Consider the following 14,403-nt stretch of genomic DNA (forward strand, 5'->3'; position numbering starts at 1 on the left):
CATCGGCTATAATGCCCGCGCCAGCCGTGTTTGGACCTGATGGATGATCGACCCGCGCTCATTTTGCCGAATGCTAGCGACCCTCGCGGTCGGCGCCATGGCGTGCGCGCAGGATGCCCATGCGGCGACCGACCTGTACCGGGTGGAACTGCTGGTGTTCCGCCACGGTGGCGGCGTGACCGAGCCTTTTGACATCGACCGACTGCGTGGCTTCAACGAGGCCTGGCCGCTGGTCATTGATGACACCGGCCAGGCGCCATCGGGCGCGCCCCGGGGCATCGTCACCGAGGGCACCTTCGCCAACCTGCAGCGCCGGCTGGAACGGCTGGGTGATTACATGCCGCTGGCGGTCTATAGCTGGGAGCAACCGGCCATCGAGTACCAGCCGCCGGTCCGCATCCACGACGACGACGTCATCATGGACACGCTGTACTTCCCCGCTGAAGCCGCCACCATCGACCTGACATCGGCCGCGCCGTTCCAGGACCACCTGGCGCCGCTGTACCGCCTCGATGGCATGGCGCAGCTGCGCCGCAGCCGCTTCCTGCACCTGGAACTGGATATTGAGTGGCGCCAGGACGCACCGGTGGAGACCAACCTGCCCGCGCCTGGCGACAGCCCGGCCGAGCCCGCCGAAGACGCCGGCATCGATGCCGAGGCCGATACTGAGGCCCTGGCCGATGAAGGACCCGCGCCTGACCCATTCAAGGTCCACCGGCTGCGCCAGTCGCGCCAGGTGGTGACCGACACGCTGATCTATTTCGACTCCGACGTCCTGGGCGCGCTCGCGCGCGTGACTGCCCTGGCCGCCGAGTAATTCACAGCCGAACCCTTAAACCCGCGCGCGAACTGGAAACACCATGACCCGAATTTTCAATCAGTGGCGACCCCACCCCTGGCATGGCCTGGAACTGGGCCCCAATCCGCCCAGCGTCGTCCATGCCTACATCGAAATCACCCCGTTCGACTTCGTCAAGTACGAGGTGGACAAGAAGACCGGCTACATGCGCGTCGACCGGCCGCACCGCACCTCGTCATTGCCGCCGGCGCTGTACGGCTTCATCCCGCGCACCTACTGCGCCGACCGGGTGCGTAACCTGATGGAAGGCGCCGACCGCGGCGATGGCGACCCGCTGGATATCTGCGTGCTGTCGAGCCGCCGCATCACCCGCGGCGAGATCATCGTTAACGCACACGTCGTGGGCGGCATCACCATGCTCGACCACGGCGAGGCCGACGACAAGATCGTCGCGGTGCTGGACAATGATGATGTCTGGGGCTCGGTCGACGACATTACCGAGCTGCCGAAATCGCTGGTCGAGCGCCTGCGCCACTATTTCCAGACCTACAAGACCCTGCCCGGTGAACCGGAAAAGGTCCAGGTGGGCGAAGCCTATGGCGCCGAGCACGCCGCCAAGGTGATTGCCGCGGCCTCGGCCGACTACCAGGACGAATACGGGGGCTGAGCCCCCGTTCCGGCCCGCGGATTGCCCGCGGGCACCGGTTGCCGGTACGCTAGCAGTCCACTTTCGCCCCGGGGAGAGGCGCCGAATGAACTTTGAGAAAACCTCGTTTGCCTTCTTCATCGTCCTCGCGTTGACGCTGAATTTCGGTTTTTTCATCGGCGATATCGACAACCCCGCGCACCATGACGCCATGGAGCTGGGTGCCGCGCTGGTGGTCAGCATCATCGCCACCATCCTCAAGTTCGGTGACCGTTCGAGCATGGGCGCGGTGTTTCTGGCGACCAGCCTGGTCGCCGACCTGCAGCTGCTGCTGGCGGCGATCTTCTGGGGCCTGGCCATTTCCAACGGTGGCGTGACCCCCGAGGTCGTCGCCCGCGTTGTCTCGCTGTCCGGCGGCGCACTGCTGGCCAACCTGGTGTCCGTCACGCTGCTGGTCGCCGAAGCCATCGTCTACCGCCGCTGACGGCCGCGCCGCCGCATGTACGGCATGAACGACATCGTCTGGCTCACCATGCGGCGCATGCGCCTGCCGCTGATCGTGCTGCTGCTGGTGTTCTTTGCCTCGGTGCTGGTGATGGTGACCCTGCCGGGTGTCAACGCCGAAGGCGAACCGGTCCACCTCAGCTACCTGGACGCGGCGTATTTTGTCGCCATCATGTCGACCACCATCGGCTTTGGCGAGATCCCCTACCCGTTCACCGACACGCAGCGCATGGTGGTCCTGGCGCTGGTGTTCCCGAACGTCATCGCCTGGCTGTATTCATTCGGCGTGATCCTGCAGCTGCTGCTGGACCGGCAGTTCCAGCAGGTCATGGCGCGCAGCCGCTTCGGCCGCAAGGTGCGGGGCATGGGCAGCGACAGTTTTTACCTGGTGTGCGGTTTCGGCAGCACCGGTTACGTCGTCGTCCAGGGCTTGCTGGCGCGTGGCAAACGCGCCGTGGTCATGGATGCCGACGAGGACCTGGTGCATGCGCGCGCGCTCGACCCCCGCTTCACCTTCACACCCATATTCGGTGGCGACCCGACCATCCCGGCCAACCTGGAGCGCGCCGGCCTGGAGCGTGACAATTGCCGGGGCGTCATCATTACCACCGATGACGACCACGCCAACCTGACCATGGCCATTACCAGTAAGCTGCTGCGGCCGTCGCTGCCGGTGTTCGCCCGCAGCGAGGACGACCGGGTCAGCGACAACATGCGCTCCTTCGGCACTGATCACGTCATCAACCCGTACGAGATCTTCGCGGAGCGGCTGTACCTGGCGCTAACGTCCCCCATCAAGTACCTGGTCCAGGACTGGCTGATCACGGTGCCGGGCAAGCCCATGCGCCACCGCAAGCTGGAACCCCGGACGGGTCGATGGATTGTCTGTGGCGCGGGCCGCTTCGGCAGCCAGGTGATCGAGCGCCTGGCCCGCGACGGCACGCCGTACACCGTGGTTGACGTGCACCCGGAGCGTTCCGGCGACTACGAGGGCGCGATCCTGGGTCGCGGCACCGAGGCCCATACCCTGAAACAGGCCGGCATCGAGGACGCCGTCGGCATCATCGCCTGCACCGGTGACGATATCGACAATCTGTCCATCATCATGACCGCGCGGGAACTGAACGATAAGCTGTTCCAGATCGTCCGCCAGGAAGACCAGCGCAATACGCCGCTGTTCGACAAGCTGGGCGCCGACCTGGTCGCACAACGCAGCCTGATCGTCGCCCGGCGTATCCTGGCCGTGGCCACCAACCCGATGCTGGCCACCTTCCTGGACCACCTGGTACATGAGAACGACGAATTCGCCGAAAAGGTCTTTGCGCGGCTGAAGGCCTGCGTTGAGACCTACTGCGGCCAGGGCGTTGAGGACTGGCCGTCACCCCAGCAATGGACGGTGGAACTGGACGCATCACATGCGCCGGGCGCCGCGGCGCTGTTCGAGGCCGACATGGAACTGACCCTGTCCTACCTGCTGCATAACACCCGCAGCGAGCGCGACGAGGACCTGCATTGTGTCTGCCTGGAAATCGAGCGCGGCGCCCAGCGCCTGTTCCTGCCGGCGAATTCCACCCGCCTGCAGCCCGGCGACCGCCTGCTGTTCGCCGGCTGGGGCCGGGCCCGCCACGAGATGATGTGGAGCCTGGAGGACCCGGTCCTGCTGCTGAACTACGCGACGCCGGGGCCGGCGCCGCGAACCTCGATTGGCCGCTGGCTGTGGCGCCGCCGTCAGGCGGACTCGGGGCGCATATAGGGGAACAGCAGCACGTCCCGGATCGAGGCCGAATCCGTGAACAGCATCACCAGCCGGTCGATGCCCACACCCTCACCCGCCGTCGGCGGCATGCCGTATTCCAGCGCACGCACGTAGTCGGCGTCGAAGTGCATGGCCTCGACATCGCCCGCGTCCTTGGCCGCCACCTGGGCGCGGAAACGCTCGGCCTGGTCCTCGGCATCGTTGAGCTCGGAGAAGCCGTTGGCGATCTCGCTGCCACCGACGATCAGCTCGAAGCGGTCGGTGATCCGCAGGTCGTCGTCATTGCGGCGTGACAGCGGCGACACCTCGGTCGGGTAGCGGGTGATGAACGTGGGCTGGATCAGCTCGTGTTCGACCGTGGCCTCGTAGAGCTCCGTCATCAGCTTGCCCGGGCCCCAGTTGTCGTCCACGTGCGCGTCCCTGGCCTCCAGCGCGGCGCGCGTGACCGCCGGGTCCCACAGGTCGGCCTCGGCCAGCTCCGGGTTGTAGCGGCGCACCGCGTCTTCCACGCTGAGCCGCTCGAACGGCCGGCCGAAGGCGATCTCCTGCCCCTGGTAGCTCACCGTGGTGTCGCCGGTGACGTCCCGGGCCAGTTCGCGAAGCATGGCCTCGGTCAGGTCCATCAGGTCGTTATAGTCGGCATAGGCCCAATAGAACTCGAGCATCGTGAATTCCGGGTTGTGCCGGGTCGAGACGCCCTCGTTACGAAAGTTGCGGTTGATCTCGTAGACGCGATCCAGCCCGCCAACCACCAGCCGCTTCAGGTACAGCTCCGGCGCCACGCGCAGGTACATTTCCAGGTCCAGCGCGTTGTGGTGCGTGACGAAAGGCCGGGCCGTGGCGCCACCCGGGATCGGGTGCATCATCGGCGTTTCGACCTCCAGGAACTCGCGACCCTCGGCTTCCATGAAGCGGCGGATGCCGGTGATAATCCGCGAGCGCGCCTGGAAGACGCGGCGGGAATCCTCGTTCATGATCAGGTCGACGTAGCGCTGCCGGTAGCGGGTTTCCGTGTCGGTCAGGCCATGCCATTTCTCCGGCAGCGGCCGCAGCGACTTGGTCAGCAGGCGCAGCGACGACAGGCGGATCGACAGCTCACCCTTGTTGGTGCGAAACACCCGTCCGACACCACCGATGATGTCGCCGATATCCCATTGCTTGAAGCCCTGGTAGACGCCTTCGGGCAGCTCGTCACGCTGGGCCACCAGCTGGATCGAGCCACTGGCGTCCTGCAGGCGAATAAAGGCGATCTTGCCCATGACCCGCTTGGCCATCATGCGCCCGCCAACGGCAAACTCGTCGGTCACCGCCTCCAGGGCTTCATCGTCGAGCCCGTCATACTGCTCGATCACCGCCTTGGCGGTCGTGTTGGGGCGGAAGTCGTTCGGAAAGGCCTGGCCGGCGTCGCGCAGGGCCGTCAGCTTGGCGCGCCGCTCGGCGACCAGGCGGTTGTCTTCGGGCGCGGCGGACGCGCTGTCGTTATTCTGGGTCATGGCTGGGCCGCTCCGGCCTTGGGCAAAACCGCTATTTTATTGGATTATCTCCCCCGACGACCAGAAGCGATTGGCAGTTTGTCCCCGCCAGTGCAGAAAAAGCGAGGCCCCACCCGCCACCTGGGCGAGCAGGGCCAGGCCATTGAGCCACGGTGTCAGCCAGGCCAGTCCGTCACGTGACTCACTCCCCCATCAGAAGCGATACGCCGCCGATGCGATGACTTCGCGACCACGGGCCGGGTAACCCACGTAGTCGTTGGTGGTCCCGCCCAACCAGGTGTAGGTCGCCTGGTCGTAGTAGAACGCGTCGAACAGGTTGTTGACGGTCAAGGCCAGGGTCAGCTCGCGCCAGGGATTCCAGTCGATAAAGGCGTTGAGAACGAAGTAGCTGTCCTTGTCGGGCGCATTGGGGGCCACCGCGTTGGGCTCGGACTCGACATAACGTGCTTGGGCGCCAAAGCCGACTTCATCAAAGCCGAAATGGCTGAAACTCGCCAACCAGGTGCGGCCAATACTGGTACCCAGTCCAAGGTTCGAGTCGGCCAGCGGCGCACCGTTCAGCGAGTTGTCGGCATCCCAGACACCCACGCTGGCGTCAAACCGGTCGGTCTCCCAACCCGCTTCCAGCTCGTAGCCGTCGACCTTGGCATCACCCACGTTACGCCAGTAACCCCAAACTGCGCCGCCAGCGTACTCGGCGTCGATAAAGTTCTCGATGTTCTGCTGGTAGACCGTGGCCGCGGCATAGAACGGGCCGGATTCCCAGGCCACGGTGAACTCCAGGTTATCGGCTTGCTCGGATTCCAGGTTGCCGTCATGCACGTACAGGCCGCTGAAGAAGGCCTCGCGAATGGTCCCCCCGCGGAAGGCCTGCGCCCAGGTGGTGCTCAGCGTCAGGCCATCGATCACTTCCCAGCTGAGGCCGATATTCGGGCTGAAGCCGTCATCAGAGATGTTCACACCCTCGCTCACGCCCTGCTTGCCTTTCAGCGAGTAGTCGTCATAGCGCACGCCGGCGGTGATGTCGAAGCGCGGCGTCACCGACCACGTGTCCTGGATGTAGACGCCGGCAACGCTGGCGTCCTGGCGCGTGCTGCCCCAGGCGAACGGCGGCGTGGCATTCTGTGCCGAGTCCAGGTCGTCGGCGCGGTAGTCGATGCCGTAGGTGAGCGCGTGATCGCCCAGCAACGAGGTGTTGCGCACGTCGAAACCGGTGCTGGAAAAGTCACCCTCACCATAGATAATGTCCGAATTCTGCCGCTGGACGCGGAAATCGTTGTCGTTGCGGTACACCGTCGCGGCCAGGTCCCAGGCTGCGGTGCCCGGGCGGTAGCCGTAGTTGAACGCATAGGTCTGGCGGTTCAGCTCCTGGTCGGAGAGGATGTAGCGACCGGCGAAATTGGTCAGGTTTGGGCGTTCAAACGTGGTGGCCTCGTCCTCGACATTTTCCACCGTCAGGCTGTAATCGTGGGCACCGTAAGCACCATTAATCTTGGCGAACCCGCGGAGGTGGTCATACGGCGTGGCTTCGAGCAGGTCACCATGGCCATCGGCGTACTCGCCGCGATCCTCGCGGGCGATACCGACAATCAGCCCCGTGGTCTCACCCAGCTTGCCGTAGAACGACGCGACCTCGCGGTCACCGTCGTCACCGTTCCAGATGTAGCCCGCTTTCAGGTAGGCGCCAAAGTTGGCATCGCCTTCAAGCATGTCATCGGCCGTTCTCAGCGTGGTCTTCAGCGCACCGGTCAGCGCACCGGCGCCATTGGTCGCGGGCCCTGCCCCGGCATCCAGCTCGATGGTCTTGATAAACTCGGGCTCCAGTTGCACACGCGCCTGGTGGTGGTAGAGCTCGCCCGGGCTCTGCGCGCCGTCGACGGTGACGTTGAGCATGACGTCTTCGAAACCGCGCACGTAGATCTTCTGCGCGGTCACCGAGCCGCCACCGACGGCGACCGACGACTGGTTGGCGAAGATGTCTTCCAGGCTGGAGGCCTGGCGCCTGACCAGGTCGTCACCGTCGACCAGCATGTTGCCGGGTTCGCGGCGCTCACCGACCACGGTGATGGAGCCCAGGTCTTCCTGGGTGTCGTCGGTGTCATTTTCGGTGTCGTCCTGGGCGATGGCCAGGCCGGCCTGCAGCGCCAGCGCGAGCGCGATGGCTGAGGGCAGTTTGTTCATGAGGATGCGTCATCCGCTGCGTGTTAAAGCGCGAATGATAATTACTCTCATTTGCATTCGCAAGCAGAAACCGGGAATGGTGGCTTGGGTGAATGCATTCCGGCCGCTGCCGCGGCCGGAATCAGGGCGGGATCAGAGCCCCTGCTTCAGGGACGCTTCGACGAACGGGTCCAGGTCGCCATCAAGCACGGCCTGCGTGTTGCCAACCTCGACGTCGGTGCGCAGGTCCTTGATGCGGGACTGGTCGAGTACGTAGGAACGGATCTGGCTGCCCCAGCCGATGTCCGACTTGGCGTCTTCCATGGCCTGGGCGTCGGCATTGCGCTTCTGGATCTCAAGCTCGTAGAGCTTGGCGCGCAGCTGCTTCATCGCCTGGTCCTTGTTCTTGTGCTGCGAGCGGTCGTTCTGGCACTGCACCACCACGCCGGTAGGCTCGTGCGTGATACGCACGGCCGACTCGGTGCGGTTGACGTGCTGGCCACCGGCGCCGGAGGCGCGGTAGACGTCGATGCGCAGGTCCGACGGGTCAATCTCGATCTCGATGCTGTCATCCACTTCCGGGGACACGAACACGGCGGCGAACGAGGTATGTCGGCGGTTGCCGGAATCGAACGGTGACTTGCGCACCAGCCGGTGCACGCCGGTCTCCGTGCGGCACCAGCCAAAGGCGTAGTCACCGGTAATGTGCACCGTGGCGCTCTTGATGCCCGCGACTTCGCCGGCGGACACTTCCACCAGCTCGGCATCCCAGCCACGACGCTCGGCCCAGCGCAGGTACATGCGCAGCAGCATTTCGGCCCAGTCCTGGGCCTCGGTACCGCCGGAACCGGCCTGGATATCCACGTAGCACGGCCGGCCATCCATCTCGCCGGAGAACATGCGCTGGAATTCCAGGTCCGCCACGCGTGACTCGAGGGAATCCAGGTCGGCGACGACTTCGTCCAGCGTTGCCTCATCGCCCTCTTCCACCGCCATCTCGACCAGGTCAGCGGCATCCGTCAACGCCTGCGTGGTCTCTTCGATGGTGGTGACGGTCTTGTCCAGCGCGGCGCGCTCACGCCCCAGCGACTGCGCGCGTTCGGGGTCGTTCCAGACTTCGGGGTTTTCCAGTTCCCGGCTTACTTCTTCCAGGCGGTCTTTCTTGTGAGCGTAGTCAAAGGTACCCCCTCAGCGCTTCGACGCGCTGCCCGAGGTCTTCGATCTGCGCGGTAATGGGCGCGGTTTCCAAGGTGCTCGAATCCGGTTGAGAGAAACGGCGTATTGTACTGCCTGCTGGACAGTGAAGCACCCCACGCACCACACTTGGTAGAATCGCGCACCGGCCCCACGCAACCTTAACAGCGTTAGACCCACCCGACGACATGAGCCCCGACTCCAACCCGCAACGCCCGCATACCGTCTATCGGTTTGGCAACTTCACGCTGGACCCCGCGACGCGGGCGTTGCACCGTCATGGTAAGGCCGTGGCCCTGCCGCCGAAGTCCTTCGACGCCATCGTCTACCTGATGGAAAACCATGACCGCGCCGTGGGCCGTGATGAACTGATCTCTGCCGTCTGGGGCAGGGTCGATGCCAGCGACGCGGTGGTGGCCCAGACCCTGCTGCGCGCGCGGCGGGCCATCAACGATACCGGTGACCGACAGTCGCGCATCCGTACCGTACCGCGCTTTGGCTACCAGTGGGTCGGGCCCTTCGAGGCCGTCCAGGTCCGTGGCCAGGTGGATTCCCCACAGGCCAGCACACCCGCGTTAGGCAGCCGACACACGCGCTGGCCGCTGGCCGGTGCCCTGGTCATTGCCGTTACCGTTCTGGTCGCTGTCGCCGTGTCCATGGACCGACGAACAGCAACCCCGGAGACAACTACTGATGGGGTTACCAGCACGGAAGCTGGCCTGACCGTGGTCATGCCGGTGAGCGTTCAGCCGGAGACCGCCGAGACCGCGTGGATCCGCCTGGGCGCGATGGACTATGTGGCCAGCCGCTTGCGTGAACAGCCGGGACTGGTCGTGTTACCCAGCAGTCGCACGCTGGGCCTGGTGGGTGACCAGGACGTCACCGCAGTCACGATCAACCGGGTGCGGGACACCGCCGGCGTGCAGAACATCCTCGTCCCCCAGGCGAGCTTTGAGGAAGCGGGCTGGCGCTTTCGGCTGATGCTCGACGCGGCGGGCGACCAGCAGGTCGTCGAAGTCGAGGCCGCGTCACCACTGGGCGCGGCCGCGGCGGCCACCGACATGATGCTGCGCCGCATGGGGATTGACAGTACCACCCTGCCCGCCCCAGACCAGTTGACAGAACGCCTGCAACAGGTCGACGCGGAGTTGCTGGCGGGCCAGCTGGCCACGGCCAGGGGCCTGATCGCAACCGCGCCTGCCAGCCAGGCCCACCACCCACAACTGCGTGTGCGCCAGGGGCAGCTCGAGTTCCGTGCCGGCCAGCTCGACATCGCCCGGGATATCTTCGAAAACCTGCTCGCCGGCGACCCGGCACTGGACTCCGAAGTCAGGGCACGCGCGTTGATGGGGCTGGGCGCGGTCAACCTGAGAAACCGTGATTATGTTGCCGCCGAACAACACTACGCTGACGCGCTTGAACGGCTTACCGCCGATGGCCTGGACCAGCGCGACCCTGCGCTGGCGGGCAATGCCTACAACGGCCGGGGCGTTTCCCGGGTGGAACTGGGACGGATGGACGATGGTATCGCCGACCTTGGGCGGGCACGCATTGCCATGGCGCGCGCCGGTGACGAGGTCGAAGCGGCCACCGTCGGCACGAACATCGGCCTGCTCGAAGCCCGAAGGGGGCACCCCGCCCGCGCGATCAGCGAGTTCGAAAACGCGGCCTCGACCTTCGAGCGATTCGATGTCCGCGACAACCTTGCCGCCGTCCTGCTTTCCAAGTCTCGGGCCGAACTGCAACTCCTGCGCCCCGTGGTGGCGCTGGAAGACGGTCAGCGGGCGATGGACATCGGCGCCACGCTTGAAAACCCGCGACTCCAGCAGAGCATCAGCGCGGCGTATATCAGCGCGCTGCTGGCCAATGGCCAGCTGTCACGCGCCGAACAGCAGCTACGCAAGGACGAAGCCGATCACCCCCAGCTGGCGCTGCAGTGGTTACTGGACAGTGGCCTGACGGATGAAGCCGCCAACCAGGCAGAGGACATGCTCGAACTGGAACTGGGAAGAAACGCCGACGTCACCTTGCTCGCGATCCAGTCTGGCCTGCTTGCCGGTCGGCCAGCACTCGTCGAGCAATGGCGCCAACGACTGCTCCCGGGCCAGCCCGGCAGCGGCGATTACTACGCCGCGGCGATGGCCGAAGCGCTGGTGCTCGCCGCCGGCAGCCAGGTCCCGGATCCATCCGCCAGGCTCGCTTTCGAGACGGCCATGACCGCCGCGGCCAGCCACCTGACACCACTGGACGAGGTACGGACCAGTTCGGCCTACGTGCTCTACCTGGTTGACTCCGGCCAGCTGGATCGCGCCAGCGAAGTCCTTGGCTCCTTCAGCCCTTATGCCGAATCCGACTACCGGGCCGCCCGCGCCGCGCTGGCCCTGTACCAGGCGCTCGATGACGAGTCGCTGGCCGCTCACGCGTGGCAGCGGGTCGAAGCCCTTGCCGGCGAACGTGACCCCGGTGATCCGGTCATTTTCTAGCGCTTCCCAAAAAAAACGCCCCCGACCAGCGGGGGCGTCAATTGCACACTTATGCAGTATGCCGAGCTTACTTACCGAGACGGCCGTTTTCGTTGAACGACTGCATCATCAGGTCATCGTTGTCGTAGGTGATGTACTCGGACCAGAAGAAATAGGCCCGGCCATCGTCGTCAACGTGGGACGTCGGCGCGGACATCCATGACGGCGCCGTCTTGAAACTGATGATTTCTTCGCTCCAGTTGAAGCCGCCATCGGCGTCCAGGCGGGTCGCCTGCAGATACATCGGCGCCGGGCGCTCATTCAGGCCCCAGGCGAAGATCACACCGTTGTCCGCCGGCAGCGCGCGCAGTGCGCCCTTGCCGCCCGGGCCGTTCGGGATGATCTCGCGACCGGTGTCGCCCCACAGGCGGTTACCCGTGGCGTCCAGGGCCTGGGCGCGAATGCCGAATGCACTGTTGCCGGAATTACGTTCCGCCCAACCGACGTAGCTGGTACCGGTCTCCGCATCGTAGCTGCACGATGCCTCGTCCCGGAAGTGGCTGTCGTCGGTGGACACCAGCACACCATTAGTGCCAAAAGCCAGCGCGCCATCGGCACCCAGGCGCTGGGCGCGGACATTGGTGCCTCCCGCCCCGAAGGTGGAGTGCCAGCAGAACAGCGCACCACCCTGGTCGTCGGCCACAAACACCGGCCATCCACCTCGTGGCATGCCCTCGTAGCTATCCGCGAGCACGTCCACGTGGTCCGCACCCCACACCAGGTTGCCGTCGGCATCCACCTTCTGCGCCCAGTACTGGGAAACGGCTCGGCCCAGCTGCGACACCATGGAAATGATGGCGCTTCCGTCCGACGAGGCCTGCAGGTCCGCCTTGCCCATGCTGTAGTAGTCCGCATAGGCGCCACGCCCGTTCATCTGCAGGTTCTCGGCCCACATCATGTTGCCATCGGCATCGAGCTTCTGCATCCAGACCTTCGAGTTGTTGTCACCCCAGGCCAGGACAGCGCCACCGTCGGTGGTGCCGACGATGGACGGCGACAGTGTATGCACGGGCCAGTCCGTCAACAGGCGGCCTTCGTCACCCCACAGCTTGTCGCCGCTCGGGCTGATTTTCTGCACATACAGCTGCGCGATGCCGTTTTCGTCATTGATGCGGTAGGCCACCAGCGCGTTGCCCTCGGTGTCCGCTGACAGGCCGTAATCGGTGGTATAGCCCAGGTTACGGTCGGCGACCATGATGCCGTCACCCCACTGGCCACGACCCTTGCGGTCGATGCGCTGCAGGTAGACATCAAACTTGCCGCCCGCTTCCAGCCAGGACACGTAGGTGTCACCCTTCGGCGCGGATGCGGTCTTCGGCTGTACCTCGTCAGACTCACCGCCGGCCAGGACCATTGCGCGGCCCGCGTCGGTGGAGAACTTGCCGTTGTTGTTCGGCGGCACGTCGCGGCCGTCGAAGTTCACCGTGGTGGCACGCGAGCAGACATTGGTACCGGTGTTGCAGACCTTGTAGATCCAGGTACCGTCACCCACCGGCGTATCTTCGTGAACCGCGGCGCCGGTGTTGGCGATGCCGCCCAGCACGACCTTGTCGTTCAGGATAACGTCAACGTTGGCTTCACCAGCCGTCCAGAAGAACTCGGTGCGCAGCTTGTGGCTCTTCGTCCATTCGCTGCTGGCGATCAGGAAACTCGGCGCGCTGCCGGCCACCGGGCCAGGCGTACCATTCGCCAGTTCGGCAGCCGCGTCGGCCGCCTGGACCAGGCCCCAGCCGGTGCGGATGTCGTAGCCCGCGTCATCAATATCGATGGCGGTGGCACCCAGTGCCTGGCGTACATCACGGTTGGTTTTCTCCGGCGCGGCGCTCCACACCAGCGCGGCCACGCCGGCTACGTGAGGGGACGCCATGGAGGTGCCGTCCTTGTAGCCGTACTCACTGACATCCAGTTCGTAGGCGGAACTGACCACGGTGTTTTCACCCAGGTGACCGGCGACCAGGTCCAGGCCGGTCTCCAGGCTCAGTGACAGGGCCGGGATGGTCGAGGTGTTACCCACGCCAAACCAGCCGTTGATGTAGCCGGAAACGTTGTTGTAGATAATGACTGCAGCGCCACCGGAGGCCGCCACGTTGTTGTGCATGGTCCAGAACTGCGTGAAGGTGCCCGGGCTGCGCTGGCACAGCACCACCTTGCCGGCCCAATCGCCATTGATGGCATCACAGATTCCGCCGTCAACCAGTTCACCGCTGGCCTGGCCTTCCATGGTGCCACGGAACGGCTGGCTTTCGATGCGATCACCGGCGACTTCCAGCAAAGAGTAACGGGTGGAAATGGTGCTCAGCACAGCCACACCCGGGGCCGCCAGTTCAACCTGGTCATTGTGCTGTGAGAACTGCGCGTGGGCATTGTTCTCGTCGATGGCGGCCACGGATACCACGCTGTCGTATGAAGCCGGGTAGTTGTAGCTGGTGTTCCAGTCATTACCGGCAGCGGCGATGCTCAGCACACCCTCGGCGTACAGCTTGTCGAAGGCATCGCGCTCGAACGTGGACGCGTAATCACCACCCAGGCTCATGTTGATGATGTCCGCGCCGGCTTCCTGGCACTTCTCGGCGGCGGCGATCAGGTCGGACGCGTAGGTCCAGTCACACTGCTCACCTGAAAATGTCTTGACGATATGCAGGGAAACGTTGCCGTCCGGGCTGACGCCGACCACGCCGGTGTCATTGGCCGCGGCGGCGATGGTACCGGCCACGTGGGTGCCGTGGGTGCAGGCATCGGTATTCCAGGCCTGGCCTTCGTTGGCTTCACCCGTGATGGTCACGCCGGCGAAGTCTTCGTGGCCGGCGTAGATGCCGGAGTCGATGACACAGACCTTGATGCCGCTGCCGTCGGCGCCGGCGGCAATGGCCTCGGCAGCCTGCACGCGGGTGATACCCCACGGCACGGTATCGCTCATCAGGTAACGCGGCGCGTCGATTTCCACGGCGACGACATCGGCGTCCTGCTTCAGCGCCTCGATCTCGTCGACCGACAGGCTGGCCGAAATAATGTCGTTGCGGTCCAGTTCCTTGTGGATGTGGCCCTTGGCCTTACCCACCTTGTCCTTGACCCGGGCCTTTGCCCCCTTCTTGAACTTGACCATGACGCGGTCAACATCCTGGCCGTTGCCGGCCGCGGCAACCGTCGCCGGGACAAGGCCCGCGGTCGCTATGGCGGTGGCAAGCGCCATTACCAGTTTGCGTTGTTTCATGCTGTCTCTCCGTTGGTGACTACGGGGGCAGGCAGCCGTAGCCGCCGGGTCCCTCCATTCGACCGCAACGGTAAGTCGCGACCACGCCGGGCGCTTCAGCGGAGCGTCACGGGGACAT

General features: G+C 65.0%; 9 protein-coding genes. 5 read left to right on the plus strand and 4 right to left on the minus strand.

Features of this window, described 5'->3' with window-relative positions:
* Nucleotides 1–70: 70 nt before the first annotated feature.
* The 4 genes from F3N42_RS02195 to F3N42_RS02210 all read left to right on the plus strand — a co-directional run bounded on the left by F3N42_RS02195 (nucleotide 71) and on the right by F3N42_RS02210 (nucleotide 3,702).
* Nucleotides 71–817 (plus strand): CsiV family protein, encoded by a 747-nt coding sequence (locus tag F3N42_RS02195; RefSeq protein ID WP_191621186.1) that lies wholly within the window; start codon nucleotides 71–73, stop codon nucleotides 815–817.
* 43 nt (nucleotides 818–860) lie between these two features.
* Nucleotides 861–1,466 carry an inorganic pyrophosphatase gene (locus F3N42_RS02200; RefSeq protein WP_150862751.1) on the plus strand — a complete coding sequence of 202 codons (606 nt, stop codon included), beginning with the start codon at nucleotides 861–863 and terminating at the stop codon, nucleotides 1,464–1,466.
* A gap of 85 nt (nucleotides 1,467–1,551) precedes the next feature.
* On the plus strand, nucleotides 1,552–1,929 hold the full coding sequence (locus tag F3N42_RS02205; protein WP_150862752.1) for a DUF6394 family protein: 378 nt from the start codon (nucleotides 1,552–1,554) through the stop codon (nucleotides 1,927–1,929).
* Nucleotides 1,930–1,944: 15 nt separating this feature from the next.
* Entirely contained in the window at nucleotides 1,945–3,702 is a 1,758-nt protein-coding gene (locus F3N42_RS02210; RefSeq protein ID WP_150862753.1) for a potassium channel family protein, read from the plus strand.
* Here the strand turns inward: F3N42_RS02210 and lysS are convergent.
* The 3 genes from lysS to prfB all read right to left on the minus strand — a co-directional run bounded on the left by lysS (nucleotide 3,678) and on the right by prfB (nucleotide 8,607).
* A complete protein-coding gene (gene lysS, locus F3N42_RS02215) occupies nucleotides 3,678–5,198 on the minus strand; it encodes a lysine--tRNA ligase (RefSeq protein ID WP_150862754.1) in 1,521 nt (506 codons plus the stop codon). The two genes, F3N42_RS02210 and lysS, sit on opposite strands and share 25 nt — an antisense overlap.
* A gap of 192 nt (nucleotides 5,199–5,390) precedes the next feature.
* Entirely contained in the window at nucleotides 5,391–7,379 is a 1,989-nt protein-coding gene (locus F3N42_RS02220; protein ID WP_150862755.1) for a TonB-dependent receptor, read from the minus strand.
* 132 nt (nucleotides 7,380–7,511) lie between these two features.
* A protein-coding gene (gene prfB, locus F3N42_RS02225; protein WP_224784636.1) for a peptide chain release factor 2 occupies nucleotides 7,512–8,607 on the minus strand; the annotation gives its coding sequence in 2 pieces (ribosomal slippage) (nucleotides 7,512–8,534 and nucleotides 8,536–8,607; 1,095 coding nt in all).
* Nucleotides 8,608–8,740: 133 nt separating this feature from the next.
* Between prfB and F3N42_RS02230 the strand changes: the two genes are divergently transcribed.
* A complete protein-coding gene (locus tag F3N42_RS02230; RefSeq protein ID WP_150862756.1) occupies nucleotides 8,741–11,035 on the plus strand; it encodes a winged helix-turn-helix domain-containing protein in 2,295 nt (764 codons plus the stop codon).
* Nucleotides 11,036–11,102: 67 nt separating this feature from the next.
* Here the strand turns inward: F3N42_RS02230 and F3N42_RS02235 are convergent, their stop codons facing one another.
* Complete coding sequence (locus F3N42_RS02235) at nucleotides 11,103–14,285, minus strand: S8 family serine peptidase (RefSeq protein ID WP_150862757.1); 3,183 nt, start codon at nucleotides 14,283–14,285, stop codon at nucleotides 11,103–11,105.
* Nucleotides 14,286–14,403 lie beyond the last annotated feature (118 nt).

The organism is Marinihelvus fidelis, from assembly GCF_008725655.1.
In the GTDB taxonomy this organism is placed as follows: domain Bacteria; phylum Pseudomonadota; class Gammaproteobacteria; order Xanthomonadales; family SZUA-36; genus Marinihelvus; species Marinihelvus fidelis.

Bases quoted from the DNA above. Each gene is read 5' to 3' on its own strand.
- F3N42_RS02195 (WP_191621186.1), top strand. From the start codon at position 71: ATGCTAGCGACCCTCGCGGTCGGCGCCATGGCGTGCGCGCAGGATGCC.
- F3N42_RS02210 (WP_150862753.1), top strand. From the start codon at position 1,945: ATGTACGGCATGAACGACATCGTCTGGCTCACCATGCGGCGCATGCGC.
- lysS (WP_150862754.1), bottom strand. From the start codon at position 5,198: ATGACCCAGAATAACGACAGCGCGTCCGCCGCGCCCGAAGACAACCGC.
- F3N42_RS02220 (WP_150862755.1), bottom strand. From the start codon at position 7,379: ATGAACAAACTGCCCTCAGCCATCGCGCTCGCGCTGGCGCTGCAGGCC.
- F3N42_RS02235 (WP_150862757.1), bottom strand. From the start codon at position 14,285: ATGAAACAACGCAAACTGGTAATGGCGCTTGCCACCGCCATAGCGACC.
- F3N42_RS02230 (WP_150862756.1), top strand. From the start codon at position 8,741: ATGAGCCCCGACTCCAACCCGCAACGCCCGCATACCGTCTATCGGTTT.
- F3N42_RS02205 (WP_150862752.1), top strand. From the start codon at position 1,552: ATGAACTTTGAGAAAACCTCGTTTGCCTTCTTCATCGTCCTCGCGTTG.
- F3N42_RS02200 (WP_150862751.1), top strand. From the start codon at position 861: ATGACCCGAATTTTCAATCAGTGGCGACCCCACCCCTGGCATGGCCTG.